Origin of the sequence: uncultured Parabacteroides sp. (assembly GCF_902493135.1) — a bacterium.
In the GTDB taxonomy this organism is placed as follows: Bacteria; Bacteroidota; Bacteroidia; order Bacteroidales; family Tannerellaceae; genus Parabacteroides.
The window spans coordinates 1-18,643 of the sequence record NZ_CABUOD010000021.1 but is presented as its reverse complement, the minus strand read 5'-3'; the positions used below and the strand labels follow the sequence as shown (position 1 = coordinate 18,643).

General features: G+C 44.8%; 14 protein-coding genes. 11 read left to right on the top strand and 3 right to left on the bottom strand.

Going from position 1 to position 18,643, the window contains the following annotated elements; all coding sequences use genetic code 11:
* Positions 1 to 63 precede the first annotated feature (63 nt).
* A complete protein-coding gene (locus tag RDN79_RS10955; protein ID WP_298551631.1) occupies positions 64 to 378 on the bottom strand; it encodes a type II toxin-antitoxin system RelE/ParE family toxin in 315 nt (104 codons plus the stop codon).
* Positions 369 to 611, bottom strand: a complete 243-nt coding sequence (locus RDN79_RS10950) for a hypothetical protein (protein ID WP_298551629.1) — start codon at positions 609 to 611, stop codon at positions 369 to 371. The genes RDN79_RS10955 and RDN79_RS10950 overlap by 10 nt, the downstream gene beginning before the upstream one ends.
* A gap of 98 nt (positions 612 to 709) precedes the next feature.
* Between RDN79_RS10950 and RDN79_RS10945 the strand changes: the two genes are divergently transcribed.
* Positions 710 to 1,378, top strand: a complete 669-nt coding sequence (locus RDN79_RS10945) for a DUF5715 family protein (RefSeq protein ID WP_308573223.1) — start codon at positions 710 to 712, stop codon at positions 1,376 to 1,378.
* Positions 1,379 to 1,452: 74 nt separating this feature from the next.
* Here the strand turns inward: RDN79_RS10945 and RDN79_RS10940 are convergent, their stop codons facing one another.
* Complete coding sequence (locus RDN79_RS10940; RefSeq protein WP_298551625.1) at positions 1,453 to 1,806, bottom strand: co-chaperone YbbN; 354 nt, start codon at positions 1,804 to 1,806, stop codon at positions 1,453 to 1,455.
* A 152-nt stretch (positions 1,807 to 1,958) separates the two neighbouring features.
* Here RDN79_RS10940 and RDN79_RS10935 point away from each other — a divergent pair, with 152 nt between their 5' ends.
* The 10 genes from RDN79_RS10935 (at position 1,959) to RDN79_RS10890 (ending at position 18,569) form a co-directional block, all read left to right on the top strand.
* Positions 1,959 to 2,543: an RNA polymerase sigma-70 factor gene (locus RDN79_RS10935; RefSeq protein WP_298551623.1), complete on the top strand. Its 585-nt coding sequence runs from the start codon at positions 1,959 to 1,961 to the stop codon at positions 2,541 to 2,543.
* Between the two features lie 228 nt (positions 2,544 to 2,771).
* Positions 2,772 to 3,797 carry a FecR family protein gene (locus RDN79_RS10930; protein WP_298551622.1) on the top strand — a complete coding sequence of 342 codons (1,026 nt, stop codon included), beginning with the start codon at positions 2,772 to 2,774 and terminating at the stop codon, positions 3,795 to 3,797.
* Between the two features lie 228 nt (positions 3,798 to 4,025).
* Positions 4,026 to 7,535, top strand: coding sequence for a TonB-dependent receptor (locus tag RDN79_RS10925; protein WP_298551620.1), 3,510 nt, complete (start codon positions 4,026 to 4,028; stop codon positions 7,533 to 7,535).
* A gap of 18 nt (positions 7,536 to 7,553) precedes the next feature.
* Complete coding sequence (locus tag RDN79_RS10920) at positions 7,554 to 9,395, top strand: RagB/SusD family nutrient uptake outer membrane protein (protein WP_298551619.1); 1,842 nt, start codon at positions 7,554 to 7,556, stop codon at positions 9,393 to 9,395.
* A gap of 91 nt (positions 9,396 to 9,486) precedes the next feature.
* The gene (locus RDN79_RS10915) at positions 9,487 to 10,551 is read left to right on the top strand and encodes a family 43 glycosylhydrolase (RefSeq protein WP_298551618.1); all 1,065 of its coding nucleotides are present in this window, start codon (positions 9,487 to 9,489) and stop codon (positions 10,549 to 10,551) included.
* Between the two features lie 16 nt (positions 10,552 to 10,567).
* Complete coding sequence (locus tag RDN79_RS10910) at positions 10,568 to 11,566, top strand: glycoside hydrolase family 43 protein (protein WP_298551617.1); 999 nt, start codon at positions 10,568 to 10,570, stop codon at positions 11,564 to 11,566.
* 176 nt (positions 11,567 to 11,742) lie between these two features.
* Positions 11,743 to 12,312 (top strand): RNA polymerase sigma-70 factor, encoded by a 570-nt coding sequence (locus RDN79_RS10905; protein ID WP_298551616.1) that lies wholly within the window; start codon positions 11,743 to 11,745, stop codon positions 12,310 to 12,312.
* 76 nt (positions 12,313 to 12,388) lie between these two features.
* The gene (locus tag RDN79_RS10900; RefSeq protein ID WP_298551615.1) at positions 12,389 to 13,366 is read left to right on the top strand and encodes a FecR family protein; all 978 of its coding nucleotides are present in this window, start codon (positions 12,389 to 12,391) and stop codon (positions 13,364 to 13,366) included.
* Positions 13,367 to 13,571: 205 nt separating this feature from the next.
* Positions 13,572 to 16,850 carry a TonB-dependent receptor gene (locus tag RDN79_RS10895; RefSeq protein ID WP_298551614.1) on the top strand — a complete coding sequence of 1,093 codons (3,279 nt, stop codon included), beginning with the start codon at positions 13,572 to 13,574 and terminating at the stop codon, positions 16,848 to 16,850.
* 12 nt (positions 16,851 to 16,862) lie between these two features.
* Positions 16,863 to 18,569, top strand: a complete 1,707-nt coding sequence (locus tag RDN79_RS10890; RefSeq protein ID WP_298551613.1) for a RagB/SusD family nutrient uptake outer membrane protein — start codon at positions 16,863 to 16,865, stop codon at positions 18,567 to 18,569.
* The last annotated feature ends 74 nt before the right edge of the window (positions 18,570 to 18,643 follow it).

Below are 18,643 nucleotides of genomic sequence, written 5' to 3'. Positions count from 1 at the left end.
AAATTAGTAATATTCTTTATGTAAAAATAAATTGTGAGGTATTTTGTTGTCTCTTCATGAAGATTATTTGAACATTTCTTGCAGGCGCCATCCTTCCTGACGACAATCCCATACGGCATGGATTTCGATTAGTTCGTCCGTAAATGTGTAAATCAACTTGTAATGTCTTTCGACGACAAGGGAGCGAAATTCGCAATCATATCCTTTCAGTAGCGGTTCGATAGGACCCGCTTGTGGGAAAACCCGTAAAGGTTCGGCTGAATCCAATAGTCTGTTGTATAAACGGATAGCTGCGGTCTGGCTCTTTTCACTGTAGAATCTGTAGATGTTGTCAAGTAAGGCAATGGCTTGAGGTAACCACTTTATTGTTATTCGCATAGTGGGTGTCGTTTACGTAATTCTTCCGTGGTCATGCCTAACCCTTTCCTGGATTCTTCTCTCGATTTATTCAACACTTCTTTCAATTCATCCAGCGTCATCTGTGCCGGATAGCGTGTTTCCTTCTTTTCTGTGGCAATTTTGATCAGATTCTTGATCTGTGTCAACAGCTTTACGTCATCGATCGTTTTCAACTGTTCGATAAGCGATAATCTTAACTCCAATGCGTCCATACAATTCACTATTTAGTTTATATTCGGATTCACAAAAATAGTCATTAATATTTTGAAATCAGTGAATCTTGGTTACTTTTGTTTCCGTTAAAAGAGAAATGATGAAAAAGATAGTATTTAGCATTTGGTTGATAGCGGCTGCCTGCTCGGTGGTAGCGATATGTTCGTCTTGTGGCAAGAAGGAAGAACGCGGAGAGTTGAAACGTATCTGGTATAACGGAAGCTATAACCGCGATTTCAAAGATCTGAACGATGTGCATCTGGCCGAAGCGAAACGTATCGGCATCAAACCGGCATCGAATCGTGAAGAAGCGGAGAAAGTAAAAAAGGAGATGGAGGAGATCGGAACCAACGAATATTATGAAGTGGAAAAGCTGACGCATTCCATCCCGTATCTGATTCCTTCGGCAGCCCGGTTGCTGGAAGATATCGGACATAATTTCCAGGATTCCTTACGCAATCTGAATGCTTCGATCTATAAAGTCAAAGTGACCAGTGTCACCCGCACGGTCGACGATGTCAAGAACCTGAAAAAAAGAAATACCAACTCCTCCCAAAACTCGGCCCACCGCTACGGGACGACTTTTGATGTATCCTGGGCTCGCTATGCCAAAGTAGACGAGAGCGACACCTTGAATATCGACAAAGACCGCTTGAAGATGGTCTTGGCGATGGTCTTGCGCGATTTGAAACGGGAAGAGCGTTGCTACGTCAAGCACGAACGCAAGCAAGGTTGTTTCCATATAACCGTCCGGGAAAAGAAATAGGAAGAACGCAACGCCTTACCGGTTGGATTCTGTAGAAAGGCATACCTTTTGTATGCCTCGTCTCTGAAGAGATATTATAAGATGCCTTCGATCACTTTGCGGAGTTCCGGTTTACCCATTGTGCCGAGCATCATTTCTTTGTTCCCGTCCATGCGGCAGAGGAGCAAGGTCGGGATCGTCCGGATCTTGAAGGCTGCTTCCAGTTCTTCTTCATTGTCTACATTGACTTTATAGATGTAGAGTTTTCTGTCATATTCTTTTGCGAACTCGTCGAGTATCGGCTCCAGTCGTTTGCAATAGCCGCACCAGGGAGCATGAAAGTCCACGATACAGGGCTTGTCGCCTACATATTTCCAATCTTTGGGGTTTTCTTCGAAGTTTCCTACTCGCTGTATAAATTCCGCTTTTGTTAATTCAATCGGTGTCATATTGTTTCCTTTTATTATTGATACTGCAAAGATACGGATAATATAGAGGCATTGTAAATGGCAATATTGCTTATAGAGTTGTCAATATTCCCTTTCCGGCGGTGTTAAATGAAAAATATCTGTATTTTTGCTTTTCATAAAATGATAAGCTCATGTCATCAGAAAGATATGTTCAAGATTTTACGGCGTTGGAGGCTTTGTTCAAACGCTTCTACAAACCTTTGCGAGCGTATGCTTTCCGTTTTGTTAACGACAAAGATTTGTCGGAAGATATCGTGCAGGATGTCTTTTTTGAACTTTGGCAACGGCGTGAAAGCATTCGTTTTGAAGATGCAGCAATAAAATCCTATCTTTTCAGGGCGGTTTATACGCATGCCTTGAACGCGCTGAATAAAAAGCAGCAGGATGTATGCACATTGGAACCGGCAAGGGATGCTGACATTTTGGATCAGTATGTCACTTCTTATATGCAAAATTCCGAACAGAGCCTGTTATTGAAAGAACTGGAGGAAGAAATCATGTCTTATATAAACACGCTTCCCCCTCAATGTCATAAAATATTTATGCTAAGCCGGAGCTACGGCTTGAAAAACCGCGAGATTGCGGAGCAATTGGGCATTAGCGTCAAAGCGGTTGAGAAGCAGATAAGCAAGGCTCTCTCCGGCTTGAAGCAGCATCTTGTCCAAAAAGACTTATTCCCTTTGTTGGTACTGGCAGTGACTTGCCTTTCTCATTAGCATGAGAATCTGTTCTCATCATGATGAGAAAGTTTTCTCTCCTCGGTGAGAATTTATTCTCACCAGCATGAGAAAAGATTCTCACTCATACGGGAAGTGCTGAGAAAAAGCAACGAATTATTCGTAACTGTAATGGAAAGGAATTTGTGTAATGCTTTCCTGAGTTTTTTTACAAAAGGAGGTAGGGTAAAACTACCTTTTTTTGTATTACTAATAAATGAATCTGTAATGAAAGAAGAAGCATACGATATCAATGAAATCATAATCCGCTATCTGGATGGTTCGGCAGAACTGGAAGAGAAGACGTTATTGCTTCGGTGGCTGAAACAATCGGATCATAACCGGGATGATTTTACGGCAACCCGTGACCTGTGGCTCTCTTGCAATGTCGCTGCCGGAAACGAGTTGGAGGTCGATATCGCTTTGGGAAAACTGAAAGACCGTATCTTGCGGGAGCGGGGCCGGATGGAAAGAGAATCACGTACGAAGAGAAAACGACTATCGGTGGTTTTGCGTTGGACACGGGTCGCTGCCGTGTTGCTGCTTTTGTTGGGGATAGGCTATGGCATCGGCAGTTGGAGGGAACATTCCGCTCCTGATCTCATCGTACAAAACCAACTGATAACGGCAAAAGGGAGCAAAGGCCGGTTCACGTTGCCTGACGGATCGGTGGTCTGGTTGAATTCGGAAACCAAGCTGACTTATCCGAATCAATTTGCCGGTGACAGGCGGTTCGTCTCTTTGGAAGGAGAAGCCTATTTCGAAGTGGCGAAAGATGCGAAAAAGCCTTTTGTCGTACAGGCGGGAGAGGTTGACGTCGAGGTCTTGGGCACCTGTTTCGATCTCGATAGCTATTCTTCCGGCGAATTTGTAGAGATCGCTTTACTGAACGGCAGTGTGAAAATATCAGGAAAGGCCGTGAAAGAACCGGTTTGCCTGAAACCGAATGAACTGTTCAGATACCGGAAGGCGGATCAGGCTGCTTCTGTCGAAGAAGCCAAAGCCGGTTTGTATGCCGACTGGATCAAGGACCGCCTGGTGTTCGACAACGACAGCCTGACTGATATTCTGATCAGTATGGAGGGGCGCTATAATATGGATATCGAATGCCCGAAGCAGTTTGCCGCATCCACCCGCCTTTCTTTCACGATCCGGCAGGAGAGCATCGAGGAGGTGATGGAGGCGATGAGCCAGATTGCGCCTATCAAGTATGAAATAAAGGGAAATAAAGTATATATAATCCCTCGAAAATAGATGTTTAACTTTTAAAACAAATCGCTTATGGGAATAAACAAATGATGTTATTGTGAAAAAGGAGAACAGGTGTATGCGGATTGCATTCGTCTGTCGAAAAAATTTAATTAACCTATCGTCCGGTATTTGGTTCCGGCGATAAAGTTTAACTGAAAATCTATGTAGAATATGATTTATTTTAACCGAAAGGGTCTTTTGTATTCTTTTATTCAAAAAGAAGCCAGGGTGATGAGATTAACCCTGTTTATGTTAACTGTCATGTTAAGCGGGCTCTCCGCTACCGAGTCTTATTCTCAGACTGTCCGGATTAGCCTCAATATGAAAAACTCAACAGTCAAGGAAGTTTTAAAGAAAATTGAAAATTGCAGTGAGTTTACGTTCTTTTATAATGATGAAATAATAGACGTGGACAAACGTGTCACTTTGAATGCTGAGGATCTCAGTATATCAGATATACTGACTACAATTCTCCCGAATTGTAGTTATAAGATATCGAATAAGAATATTATCATAACCGTCAAGGAAGCCGGCGTTCACCAACAGGGAAAGATTATCACCGGAGTTGTCCGCGATGTGAATGGTGAACCGGTTATCGGTGCGAATGTCTCGGTAAAGGGTACTACTAACGGGACAATAACCGATATGGACGGGAAATTTACGCTGGAAGGCGTTGCCGCCAATTCTAAACTTTCGATCTCCTATATCGGCTACATGGCCCAAGAAATCGCAGTGGGAAATAAAGGCGCCTTCGAAATTGTATTGAAAGATGACACGCAGGCTCTCGAAGAGATTGTCGTTGTCGGTTATGCAGCCCAGAAGAAGGTGAATCTGACCGGATCTGTAGCCAGCCTCAATTTTACGGACGAGAAGTTGAACCGTCCGGTTACCACGATCGCCGCATCGTTGTCCGGTATGGCGGCCGGTGTCAATGTGATGAATACCAGTAACCAGCCGAATGCCGAAGGTTCTTCCATCCTGATCCGTGGCGTGGGCACGATGAATGATGCCGGTCCGCTGATCCTCGTGGACGGAATGGAGATGAGCCTCAATGAAGTGAACCCGAACGACGTGGCTTCGATCTCCATCTTGAAAGATGCCGCCTCTTGTGCCATCTACGGTAACAGGGGTGCCAACGGGGTAATCTTGGTTACGACAAAACGTGGTTCGGACGGGAAGATCAACGTGACTTATTCGGGCAAGTTCTCTTACCAGACTCCGGCCAAGCTGATCCGCCAGGTGACGGATTATGCAGATTATATGGAGTTTGTCAACGAAGGATACCTCAACACGAATCAAGCCGCCAAGTTCTCCCAGTCGACAATCAACGAATGGCGTGAAGCTGGCAAGAACCCGAACGCGACGAATGCTGCCGGCATACCGAATTATGTGACGCATCCGAATACGGACTGGTATGATGTCGTTTATGATCCGAAATGGATGCAGGAACATACCATCAGCCTGACCGGTGCGGAAAAACGTACTAACTATGCGATTTCGGGTACTTACCTGAACAATCCGGGGTTGGTCATCGAGTCGGGAGTAAAGAAATATTACCTGCGTAGTGACATCGAGTCGAGAGTGACCGATTTCCTGACTGTCGGAATGCGTGCCTGGGGATATAACGCCGATCAGGATCGCAATAACTTGGGTGATATGTGGGGACTGAACATGCAGAAGGTGACTCCCGGCGTTTATCCTTATTATGACGGCAAATATGGCGGAATCGAAACCAACGAGGAAGACGGGCAGGCCGGCAACCCGTTGCTGAACATGAGTAACTCGTATGGTTATTACAAGCAAAACAAGTATTTCGTGAATCCTTATCTGGAAGCGAAATTCTTGAAAGACTTCAAGTTTACGGCCAATTTCTATTACGATCAGTTCACGAACCATCACAGATGGCAACCGTCCGACTATAAGGAACAGTACAGTTTCAACCGCACGATGACCTTGAGCACGCCTCCGACCTCTACGGATATGTCGACTTATAAAGTGTATGACTGGCAAAGACGTGAAAAATACTGGAAGACCAATATGCTGGTAAGCTGGGCGCATACATACGGAAAACACGATGTGGGTGCACTGGTCGGTTACGAAGAATCGCGTAACTGGGGCGACGAAGTGGATATCTGCAAGGAAGGGATGTCAAGTGTCAATTTGACGGACTTCAATGCCATGACCGATCCTTATTATATCAAGGGCTCTTCATACGAATATTCTTCCCGTTCCTGGTTCGGCCGTATCAATTATGCGTTTGACAATCGTTACCTGTTCGAAATGAACATGCGTTATGACGGCTCTTCCCGTTTCTCTCCCGATTCCCGTTGGGGGTTGTTCCCCTCTTTCTCTGCCGGTTGGCGTATTTCCGAAGAAGGATTCATGAAAGATGTGGATTGGCTGAGCAATTTGAAGTTGCGTGCATCTTGGGGTAAGTTGGGAAATAACTCCATCGGCAACTACGAGTGGCAGGCGCTTTACGGTTCCGGCTACAACTATGCGTTCAACGGTAACAAATCCAACGGTCTGGCCATGACGACTTTCTCCAACTATGCTTTGGAATGGGAAGAAACGGCTATCACCAACATCGGTTTGGATTTCGGTGTCTTGGACAACCGTTTGAACGGAACGATCGAAGTATATGACAAGAAGACGGATGGTATCTTGTATCGCCCGACGCTCCCGGAATCTCTGAACCAGTTTACTTCTCCGCTTCAGAATCTGGCAGGTGTCAACAACAAGGGTCTTGAACTTACCTTGGGCTGGAATGACCGTGTCGGAGACGTCTCTTACTCGGTTTCCGGAAACTTCACTTATAACAAAAATGAAGTGACGAAATACAAGGGCGAGTTGGTACGTGAATGGCGTACGGATGCCAACGGCAACAAGGTCTGGTATCAGAATGTCGGAACAGTGGCCAACGGTTCGTCCAACCTGATCGTGGAAGGCCATGAGATGAACGAATACTTCATGATGAACCCGTACAAAGGTAACGGTTCTTACTTCAATGCTGACGGGTCTGTGAATATCAATGGTGGACCGAAAGATGGAATGATCCGTACCGAGGCTGATATGAAATGGTTGCAAGCGATGTTCGACGCCGGTTACAAGTTCTATCCCAACCAAGGAATCGGCAAGGACAAGATCTGGTATGGCGATATGATCTATGCCGACTATAACGGAGACGGCATCTACGGTAACGACGACGACCGTGATTTCCAGGGTGTTTCCTGGAGACCGAAATACTACTTCGGCTTGCAGGCAAGCATGACGTGGAAAGGTTTCGACCTGTCGATGAACTGGGCGGGGGCTGCCGGATTCAAGATCGATTATTACAAGCAGACACAAAACAGCGTCAGTGTCACGCACGGATACGGTCTCGGCTATGATATCGCTTACGACCACTATTTCTTCGATCCTGAAAATCCGAATGATCCGCGAACAAACATTTATTCCGAAACACCGCGTCTCGTCGGCTATGCAAACAGCGGCCAGGCAAGTGCTACCAGCTCTTGGCATCTGAAAAATGGTAACTACATGAAGCTGAAAAACCTGACGATCGGTTACACCTTCCCGAAAGAGTGGATGAAAGTTGCCTTCATCCAGAACGCACGTGTCTATCTGTCTGGCGAAAACTTGCTGACGATCACGAAATTCGAGGGCAGCGATCCTGAACGTATGGCAGGTGACGGTTATCTGCCGATCCGCCAGTATACGGTCGGTGTTAATGTGACATTCTAATTAAATTGTGAAAAAAGTATGAACAAGAATAATTTTGGAATTATGAAAGGAACGGCAAAACTTTTCTCAGCAACAGTTTTGTCCGGTTTGTTCCTTGCCGGTTGCGTGGACATGGATCTGACTCCGAAGAACCAGCCGAGCGAAGGAGAGGTTTGGGCGGATGCTACGATGGCTGAACAGACCGTGACCGGCCTTTACAATGGACTGAACCATTTGTATAACGATAATTATAATATGTGGTTCGACTGCTTCTCGGCAACGATGGACCGCGATGCGAACTGGCGTAACTTCGGTATGCTGTTCGGCAACCAGACAACATCCGGAGACGGGCCGAGCTGGATTTGGCATGACAACTATAAGTTTATCATCCGTTGCAATGACGTGATTGCCAATATGCCGGACGTGGCAGGGCTTTCGGAAGCGAAGAAAGCGCGTCTGATCGCCGAAGCCAAATTCCTTCGGAGCTATTGGTATTATGAACTGAACTTGCTGTTCGGCGGTGTGCCTTACTATACGGACCCGATCAAGAATATCGATGAAGCCAAAGGCAGCCGTCTCTCCATGGCGGATCTCTGGAATGAGCTGGTCAAAGATTTGACCGATTGTATCAACGAGCCTAACTTGCCGGATAAGTATAACAGCGGCGATAATGATTATGGCCACATCACGAAAGGAGCTGCATACGCGCTCAGAGGCAAGATCTACTTGTGGCAGGAAAACTGGGCCTCTGCCGAAGCCGACTTCAAAAAGGTCGGTGATTGTGGTTACCGCCTGTTTACTTCCGGTGCGGATGCCTATAAGATGTTGTTCAAAGAAGCCAACGAACAGTGCGACGAGATGATCTTCTCCGTCCAGTGTATCGAAGAGGACGGTTATTGGAACTCCAAGAACCGTGGATTCGGTAACCGCTGTACCTATGGTTCGATGTGGAATAACTATTTGGTTAATCCGGATTTCGTCGATACCTACGAGTGTGCAGACGGAAGCAAGTTCGACTGGTCGAAAGTCATTCCGGAGTATTATAAGCTGACGGTCAACGAACGTCGCGTCTTCTTCCTGCGCGATAACCTGACGGAATCTGAAATCGCCAACGCGAAAGAGCAGGGCGCCAATATGGATTATTACCTGCCGAACGGCAATGAAGCCCGTATCCGCAAGGCTTACGACCAGCGTGACCCGCGTTTGGAGATGAGTGTCATAACGCCGTATGCGACCTATTTGGGCGGTGATGGAGGTGCTGATAACTACTTTACAAGCCGTTATCCGTTCCGTAGCCAGTGGATAGAAATACAAAATGCGGATGGTACGGTTACGCGCGAGCCGAGTGACTTGCGTACCGATACGCAGGCAATGTTCTATTACCTGAACCGCAAGTTCGTGACCGAAGGTGTCGGCGAAGGCAACCAGAAAGGAACCGGAATCGACATGCCGAAAATCCGGTATGCCGATGTCCTGTTGAACCTTGCCGAGGCGTTGAACGAACAAGGCAAGACAGACGAAGCGATCGCGGTCGTCAACCAGGTACGCGCCCGTGCCGGTGCTCAGTTGCTCAACTCCAACGGACCGACGACCGTGAAAGGTCAGGCCGATATGCGTGAACGCATCCGGAATGAGCGCTATTGGGAATTGCTTGGTGAAGACCTGATCTACTTCGACGAACTTCGTTGGAAGACTTGGAAGGAAAAGAAGTTCTCTACATACGATGACAACGGTAAGCAGGTGGTGAACGGTCTGCGCCAGGTTTGGGGACAGGCCACTTATCATTATGCCTGGGGTGGAGACCACTATTGGTTGTACCCGATTCCGTATAACGAGACGCAGATGAACCCGAATATGGTCCAGAATACGGGGTGGAAGTAATTAATCACTGAAAAGAAGAAGCTGTTACAAAAGTTTAGGTTTTTGATTCGTACTTTTGTAACAGCTTTTTTTGTAAATAAAACAGATAGGAATGATGAATGTAAAAAATTTTTTCTTGTTGTCGTGTGCTCTCTGCTGCACGGCTTGCGGCGGAAACAACAATTCCGGAGATTCGGGTAAACAGGAGATCCCGGAAGTCAATGATTCGCAACTTGCCTATCACAATCCTGTGATACGGGTGGCCGCACCGGACCCGACCGCTATGCGTGCCAATGACGGGTATTATTATTTGTATGCGACCGAAGATATCCGCAACCTGCCGATCTTCCGGTCGAAAGACATGGTGGAATGGGAGGAGATCGGGACTGCCTTCACCGATGAGACTCGTCCGGACTTCTTGCCCGGTAACAAGGATGTCAAGGAACATGCCCATCTTTGGGCACCGGAGATCCGTTATGTGAAAGGCAAATACGTGCTCTTTTATTCCTTGGCGCAATGGGGCAACCATTGGGTCAGCACCATCGGGTATGCCGTATCCGATTCTCCCGAAGGACCGTTCACGCCGAAAGGTAAAGTGTTCGATAGCCGTGAAGTGAACGTGGAGAACTCCATCGACCAGTATTTCTACGAGGAAGGCGGCAAGTATTATATGCTTTGGGGCAGCTTTTTCGGAATTTACATCATGGAATTGGACGTGACGGATGATGTGACGATCACGCCGAAACTCGACACCAAGCGCCAGATCGCCGGCAACGCTTACGAAGGGATCAACCTGTGGAAACGCGACGGGTACTACTACCTTATCGGCTCCATCGGCTCTTGTTGCGAAGGGCAGAAAAGTACTTACACCACAGTCGTGGCCCGTTCGAAAGACCTTTTCGGCCCGTATGTCGATAAGCAGGGAGGACAAATGTTGGATAACAAGCATGAAGTAATCCTGCATAAGAATGACCGTTTTGTCGGGACCGGCCACAATTCCACCCTTCTCGAAGATGACGAAAAGAACACGTGGATGCTTTACCATGCTTTTGAACTGGAACGTTTGGACGCGCAACGGCAAGTCTTGTTGGACCGCATTTTGTGGGATGAAGAAGGCTGGCCCTACGTGGATAAGCTGGAGCCTTCTTACGGTGCGTTTCGTCCTGTCATTAAATAATTAAACTGATGATTTTATGAATAAGAAATGGATTGCTTTATTGTTCTCGTTCTCCCTTTGTTTTTGCATGAGTTGTTCGGATTCCGAATCCGGTAAAAAGGAAGAAGGGAAAGTAGAAGAAGAAAAACCGGTAACCGTCTTGTCCAAGACGGTCCCTCTGGCTGATCCTTATATCTTGGTACATGACAGCCTGTACTATATCTACGGGACGAATGTCGGAACCGGTTTTGACGTCTATTACTCCAAGGACCTCGAATACTGGGAACGTGCCTCGGCTTTGTCGCTTAGCCACACGAACTCCTACGGTGAATCGATGTTCTGGGCGCCGGAAGTCTATTATGTTGAAAAAGATAAGAAGTTCTACATGTTCTATTCGACAGAAGAGCATATTTGTGTCGCTACGGCAGATTCTCCTTTGGGTCCGTTCAAACAGGACGAGCATAAGCCGATCCGCGAAGAGAAGAGCATCGATACTTCCGTTTTTTTTGACGAAGACGGGAAAGCCTATCTCTATTTCGTCCGTTTCAACGACGGCAATGTCATCTGGTGCGCGGAGCTGAAAGAGAACCTGAAAGAGATCAAGGAAGAAACGTTGACGCAATGTTTCAAGGCTGAGGAACCGTGGGAACTGGTTCTTCCCAAAGTCGTGGAAGGCCCTTCCGTCTTTAAACAGGATGGCGTCTATTATCTGGTTTATTCGGCAAACGGCTATACGAGCCAGGACTATGCGGTGGGTTTTGCCACATCCGATTCTCCTTTCGGCCCGTGGAAAAAGTATGAAGGCAATCCGGTGTTGCATAAGTGCGACGGGCTGGTCGGTGTCGGCCACGGTGCTCCTTTTGTTGATATGGAAGGTAAGATGCGCTATGTTTTCCATGCGCACAAGAGCGAGACGGAGATACATCCCCGCAATTCGTTTGTCGTTGATATGTCTGTCAAGGATAGCGTTGTTTCGTTAGGAGGAAACATTGTCCGCCCGATGGTTGTGGACAGGCTGCCGGCAAATAAGAAGTAGAAAAAAAGGTATCGCTTTACAAGTGCTAACCCTATGGGTTACGATGGCTATAGCATAGGGTTAGTCATCGTAAAGCATAGGGTTACGTATTTTGAGATGAGACGCTGTATTCGATTTTGGTCGTTTTTGATGAAAATAAATTATATTTGCAGAAAATAGAATATTAACCATGATAGGTGATTTTGGATGATTCAAGTATAAATAGTAAATTCGAAGAGGTTTATCTTGCCTATTTCTCCAAGATGAAATATTTTGCCAAGGAGTATGTGGTCTCGGAAGCGGACGCTGAAAACATTGTGCAGGATGTTTTTACCGAATTATGGGAAAAGAAGGAGCTACTGACGATGCCTGTCAATCTGGTTGCCTATCTGTTTACTACCGCTAAGAACAAGTGTTTGAATCACCTTCGTCATAAAATCGTTGTCCAGGAAACAGTTAGCCTTATACAAGAAGAGTATGCCCTTACACTCCAAATGAATTTGAATTCTTTGGAAGTATTCGATGAAGATCTTTTCTCGGAAGAAGATGTAGAGAAGATAATCTCCCGTGCCCTTGATTCCCTTTCTGATAAATGTCGTGAGATTTTTATTATGAGTAAATTAGAGGGGAAAAAACAAAAGCAGATCGCCGAAGAATTGAATATCTCTATTAATACGATTGAGACACAGATGGGAATTGCCTATAAAAAACTGCGTGTGGAACTGAAAGATTATATGACTTTGTTTCTGTTTCTATTTTCTCTTTGAAAAAGGTAGAGAAAAATATTTTTTTTCTTTGGCGGATTTTCTGGACTGAAGTGTTTACTCTATACAAACGGATAATATGGACGAACGAATACAAAAATATTTCCAGACAGAACTGAGCGTGGGTGAAAGGCTTGAACTGTTACGGCAGATTGAAGCTGATGGAGAGTTGATGAGGCAATTCATCGAATATAAAAATATGAATGCCTTGTTAGCCTTGTCCGATCAGACGGATCGTATGGAGGCAAACCGACAAGGGCTACAGCGATTTAATCAAATGATTAAAAGTAATAAGATCCGAAGGTTCTTATTACATATGTCGAGGTATGCGGCAATTGCCTTATTGTTTGTAATCGCCACCTATTGGATAATAGCCAATCACTACCGGGCAGATAATGTTTTGACCGAAGTTAACAATACTTTATATGTACCGGCTGGACAACGAATCAAAATAACCTTGTCTGACAGTACTGATGTTTGGCTGAATGCCAGGACGACTTTTACTTATCCTGCGGCTTTTTCAGGGAAAGAGAGACGGGTGTCGATTGAAGGAGAAGCCTTTTTTAATGTGAAAAAGGATCAGGGAAAACCGTTTATCGTTTGTTCCGGAGGAGTGGCAATGAGAGTGTTGGGTACGAAGTTTAACGTGCATGGATATGCCGGAGAGGAATTGCAAACCAGTTTGCTGGAAGGCTCCTTGCAAGTTTATTTGCCGGATATTGATGAAAATGGAGTTGTTCTTAAACCGGACGAACAGGTAACAATCAATGGAAACACCATGAAAGTTGATAAGATACCCTATAACGATTATTTTTTATGGACGGATGGAATTTATAGTTTTGATAACGAACCATTGGGTAATATCTTGAAAAGAATGGAACTTTATTACGATGTTAGGATAGTGGTAAAGGATCTGTCTATTTCCAACTGGAAATATCGGGGAAAGTTCCGTCAGCGTGATGGCATTGATGAAATCCTACGGATGATCCAACGGATTCATAGATTCAAAATTGAGAAAGACGAAGAAAATAATACGATCATATTAAGTAAAATGTAAACCGTTTAAATCATAATGCCTATGATATAGAAAAAACAATCCGACAAGATAACGGCAGATGATTCCAGCACCTGCCGTTAGACATCAAGAAAACACTAGTATCAATTTTAGTATTCACTTAATTTTAAGCAAAGGTATGAATTTAAAAACTTTGTTACGGCTCTTTATTGTACAAAATCAATGTATTAAAGATTTTTTTAGAATCATGAGAATCTCACTCTTTTTGCTTTTCGTTTGTCTGGCTCAAATGTTTGCTGTCAATACGGAGGCGCAGAATGTTGTTATTACTTTGGAAACGGATGTACTGTCTGTCGGCCAGTTGATCAATCAAATTGAAAAGCAGACGGATTATTTGGTTGTTTTTCGTAATCAGGAAGTAAACACTGACCGAATGGTCGCTTTGCATAAAAAATCTGGTAAAATAGGTTCTTATTTGAATGAAGCTTTTGAAAACACCGATATTGTGTATGAGATAGACAATAAGTATATATTGCTTTATCGGAAAAATAACGAAACAGGCTCTGAAGAGGTGGTTCAGCAGGGAAAACAGGTCACAGGTGTTGTGATGGATACGTTCGGACCGGTGATAGGTGCCAATATTGTGGAAAAAGGAACCATGAACGGCGTTATTTCCGATTCGGAAGGACGCTTCGTCCTTAACGTTGCACCTGGTGCAACGTTAATAGTTTCTTATATCGGATATATTTCTCAAGAAATAAAAATTACGGATCAAACCTCCTATACGGTTACTCTTCATGAAGATACGGAAACATTGGAAGAGGTAGTGGTTGTCGGTTATGGAACTATGAAAAAGAAGGATTTGACGGGGGCGGTGAAAAGGGTTAACTTGGAAAATTCGCCGGCTGTCGCTAATACCAACTTATCTCAAGCTCTTGTCGGATCTACCGCCGGTGTCAATACTGCTCAGAGCGGATATGCCGGAGAGGATGTAAGTTTGAGTATTCGCGGGACAAATTCGTTTTCTGCCTCTCAAAATCCTCTGATCGTTCTGGACGGTATTATTTATAATGGATCAATGTCTGATATCAATGTAAACGACATCAGCAGCATCGATATCTTGAAAGACGCAAGTGCGGCGGCTGTCTATGGCGCTCGTTCGGCCAATGGTGTCATTCTTGTAACGACCAAAAAGGGAAAAACAGAGAAACCGACTGTTTCGTTCAATATGTCGATAGGGACACAATCCGCTTCTAACCACAAAGCAAAGTATATGAATGCGGAAGAATACACCATGCGTTTGGCCGACTATGCTTATCAGCAGGATCTGCACAAATGGTATCAAACGAAGCCGACGAGCGAAGCAGGCCGTCCGGTCTATCCGGATGTTTCGACAAGAGAGGCGAGAGCTTATTACCTGAGATCGCAAGAAGAAAAAGATAACTATATGTTAGGTACGGATATAGATTGGGTTGATAAAGTGATGCAGACCGGTTTGACACAGGATTATAATTTGGGTGTCGGAGGAAGTTCCGATTATGTCAATTATTATTTGTCGGGTGCTTACCATGATGAAGAAGGTTTGTTGCTGAACGATCAATTCAAGCGTTATACATTCAATGCGAAAGTGGATACGAAAGTGACGGATTGGTTGAAAATCGGTGCAAATGTCAATTTTTCGCACCGTGATTATTCGGGCATTCCGGCAAACTTTGATTATGCGACAAAAGCGACTCCTATGGCTACCTATGATTTCGATACGCCGGGATATTATCGGATGGAGTTTGCCAATGAATCGGCCATGAAAGACCCGTTGCAATATCTGGCAATCGACAATTCGGATTTACGGAATACGCTTTTCCTAACGTTGACCGGGCGTGTGGATGTTCCTTTTATCAAAGGTTTGTCTTATGATTTCAACTATTCTACGACTCGCTATCATCGGGATAATAATACGTTCTATCCGGCAGATGTGGATGGTGGTTTTGTCAATAACGGAAAGGCAGTGAAAGAACCGGAAAATGAAAATGCCTATTTGTTCAACCATATTTTCGCTTACCAAAGAGAGTTCGGTGATCATTCGTTGAATGCTACATTTGTTTATACGACGGAAAAAAGATGGGGAGATAAGACTACTGCCACTGCCGAATCGTTTGATACAGACAATTTGGGATATAACAATTTGGGTATAGGAACCTTGTTTACCGAAGCAAGCACGGCCTGGCAGGAATCTAATGTCGGTCTGATGGGACGTATCAATTACAGTTACAAGAATCGTTATTTATTGACGGGTACGGTTCGTCGGGATGGTTACTCCGGTTTCGGAAGTAATAATAAATATGTGACACTTCCTTCCGCATCTATCGGTTGGGTGATTTCGGAAGAAGATTTTAATCCGTTTGAAGATACTTATTTGAAGTTGCGTCTTTCTTATGGACAGAACGGAAACCAGGGAATCGGCCGTTATGCTTCACTTGCCAAGTTAGGATTAGGCGCCTATAACTATAATGACGACAAAGTGATCTCTTTATATCCTTCTGCGATGGCAAATAAGGACTTGAAATGGGAACGTACCTCTTCTTGGAACTTCGGTATCGATTTCGGTCTTTTTAACCAGCGTCTGAACGGTTCGTTTGAAGTGTATAAATCAAAGACGTCGGATGTGTTGGTTAAGCGTACGTTGCCGAATGTCACCGGATACAGTTGGGTTTGGGCCAACTTAGGGGGTGTGGAGAATAAAGGTCTGGAAGTCGAACTTAATTCCGTGAACATCCAGAATAGCCATTTCTCTTGGACATCGGGCTTTACTTTCTCGTTGAACCGGGATAAGATTACTGAACTTTATGGGGATGGGGCTACACAGGATTTGACGAATGGTTGGTTTGTCGGCGAATCGATCAGCGCTATTTATTCGTATGAGATGACCGGTGTTTGGCAAGAGGAGGATTTGTATTCCGGTGAAATTTATGACGGTTGGTATCCGGGGCAGCAGAAGTTTGCCGATCTGAATGGAGATGGAAAGATCGATGCGGAAAATGACCGTAAGATTATCGGTAACAAGAATCCGAGTTGCCGCTTCAGCTTTAACAATACGTTGACATGGAAAAACTGGTCTTTGTATTTCATGTTGAACTCGATGTTGGGCGGAGGTGGCTATTACCTTGCAGGCAATAGGCTTTTGTCTCCTGACAATAGTTCCGATTATGTCATTCGTTTGAACCAGCCTTCTACGAGAGAGTATTGGACTCCGGAAAACCGTTCGAACGAAAGTGTGGCTTTGTTTAGAAACCAGCAGATCGCTACCAACATCAATCAAAGCCGGAGTTTTGTTCGCCTTCAGGATGTATCCTTGATGTACACGTTTGATAAGAAGTTATTGCAAAAGACTGGGGTTATCGGCCAGTTGCAACTGTTCCTGACAGGAAAAAATCTCTATACATTTACCGGTTGGGAAGGATGGGACCCTGAATATACGACATTCCCGTTGACCCGTAGTTTGCAATTTGGAATCAAGTTATCACTTTAATTATATAGAATCATGAAATACAATTTTATATCAAATACGATCTTTTCTAAATTGGTGGCCGTGACACTCCTTTTGGGTGGACTGTTTGGATGTAATGACGATTTCTTGGAAGAGAAACCGTTGGATTTTCTGTCACCGGAGAATACATATACCGAGGCATCGGGTATTAAATTAGGAATAAACGGACTTCACAACTATCTGCGTGATGCGTTATACTATGGGGGGGATGCCATTGTCTATTTTTACAGTTCGATGGCTGATGTCAGCTATAACGGGGAGAATCCGGGAGGTGTGACATATGAAGTGCTGACCCCGACTAATAGCTTGTTTTATAAATTGTGGAACAATATGTATATGCTGATCAGCCGTTCCAATGAATTGTTGCTTTATATCGATGATGAAGCTACGACTGGCTGGGAAAGTGCTGAACAGCAGGCAATGTACAAAGGAGAAGTGCTTTTTTTCCGTGCATACGCTTATCGTTTGCTCGCTTCATTTTATGGAGATATTCCTTTGGTGACAGAGGCGGTGAGTACGCCTAAGACTGATTTTGTCCGTACCCCTTTGAAAGAGGTGTATGCCCAGGTGGAAAACGATTTGCTTTTTGCGACCCAGCATCTTCCTGATCCCGGTAAAGAAGATGAAAAGGGGCGTATCACGAAAGGCGCTGCTTTTCAGTTATTGTCTGAGGTCTATTTGCAAGCAGGTGAGTATCAGAAAGCGGTCGATGCTTCTACGCATGTGATTGAGGATTTTGGTTATCGGTTGATGACCGAACGTTTCGGTTCGACAAACGATGTGTTTGGTACGGGAGATGTCTTCTTGGATCTGTTTGCTTATGGGAATCAGAATTTGAATGAAAACAAAGAGGCTATCTGGGTCGCTCAGTTTGCTGCTAACCTGTCGGATGGAGGGGGCAAAAATAACGGTCCTCGCCGTCATGGTCCCCGTTATTATTCTTTGGGAAATGATCCTGCCGGATATACTTGCATCTTGGGTGAATTGATCGATGGCAAATATACGGGATATACAGATACGTTGAGCCGTCCGGTTTCCTGGTCGCGTCCGACTTACTATGTAACACATAAAGTTTGGGAATCGGATTGGGATAATGATATGCGGAATGCTCCTCATAATATCAAACGAACTTTCTATTTCCAAAATCCGGAATCCCCTTATAACGGACAAGCGATCGATTTCAGTTTGTGGGGCAGTTATGAAACGAATGGCCGTAACCAGATGAAGGATACATGTAACTATATTTATCCTTATTGGATCGGAAAGGTCGGTGATCCTTGTCATATTCAGGCCGAACCTCTTCGCAGTGGTGCCGGATATACGTGGAAAGATTGTTATTTTATGCGATTGGCGGAAACTTATTTGAACCGTGCTGAAGCATATATCCAGTTGGGTGAAATGCAAAAAGCGGCGGATGACATCAATGTGGTCCGTTCACGTGCGAACGCTAAGCCGATCACCGCAAGTGATGTCTCGATCGATTATCTGTTGGACGAGCGGGTCCGTGAATTATATACGGAAGAAATCCGCGATGTGGTTTTGCGTCGTACAGGCAAGTTCCTTGAATATCTGCGGAAGTACAACGATAACCCACAGGCTCCGGCTATGAATGTAAGAGACTATAACATTTTGTGGCCGATCCCTCAGACGGAAATAGACGCTACCGGTGGTGCGTTGACACAAAATCCGGGTTATAATTGATGGGTAGGCATTTATAAAGAAAAGAAGGTGTGTCAAAAGAAAATCCTGCTTACAATAGACATAATTTAGGCACG

Coding starts and splice junctions, on each gene's coding strand:
- RDN79_RS10935 (WP_298551623.1), top strand. CDS start 1,959: ATGTCATCAGAAAGATATGTTCAAGATTTTACGGCGTTGGAGGCTTTG.
- RDN79_RS10915 (WP_298551618.1), top strand. CDS start 9,487: ATGATGAATGTAAAAAATTTTTTCTTGTTGTCGTGTGCTCTCTGCTGC.
- RDN79_RS10895 (WP_298551614.1), top strand. CDS start 13,572: ATGAGAATCTCACTCTTTTTGCTTTTCGTTTGTCTGGCTCAAATGTTT.
- RDN79_RS10950 (WP_298551629.1), bottom strand. CDS start 611: ATGGACGCATTGGAGTTAAGATTATCGCTTATCGAACAGTTGAAAACG.
- RDN79_RS10945 (WP_308573223.1), top strand. CDS start 710: ATGATGAAAAAGATAGTATTTAGCATTTGGTTGATAGCGGCTGCCTGC.
- RDN79_RS10930 (WP_298551622.1), top strand. CDS start 2,772: ATGAAAGAAGAAGCATACGATATCAATGAAATCATAATCCGCTATCTG.
- RDN79_RS10920 (WP_298551619.1), top strand. CDS start 7,554: ATGAACAAGAATAATTTTGGAATTATGAAAGGAACGGCAAAACTTTTC.
- RDN79_RS10900 (WP_298551615.1), top strand. CDS start 12,389: ATGGACGAACGAATACAAAAATATTTCCAGACAGAACTGAGCGTGGGT.
- RDN79_RS10940 (WP_298551625.1), bottom strand. CDS start 1,806: ATGACACCGATTGAATTAACAAAAGCGGAATTTATACAGCGAGTAGGA.
- RDN79_RS10925 (WP_298551620.1), top strand. CDS start 4,026: ATGAGATTAACCCTGTTTATGTTAACTGTCATGTTAAGCGGGCTCTCC.
- RDN79_RS10910 (WP_298551617.1), top strand. CDS start 10,568: ATGAATAAGAAATGGATTGCTTTATTGTTCTCGTTCTCCCTTTGTTTT.
- RDN79_RS10955 (WP_298551631.1), bottom strand. CDS start 378: ATGCGAATAACAATAAAGTGGTTACCTCAAGCCATTGCCTTACTTGAC.
- RDN79_RS10890 (WP_298551613.1), top strand. CDS start 16,863: ATGAAATACAATTTTATATCAAATACGATCTTTTCTAAATTGGTGGCC.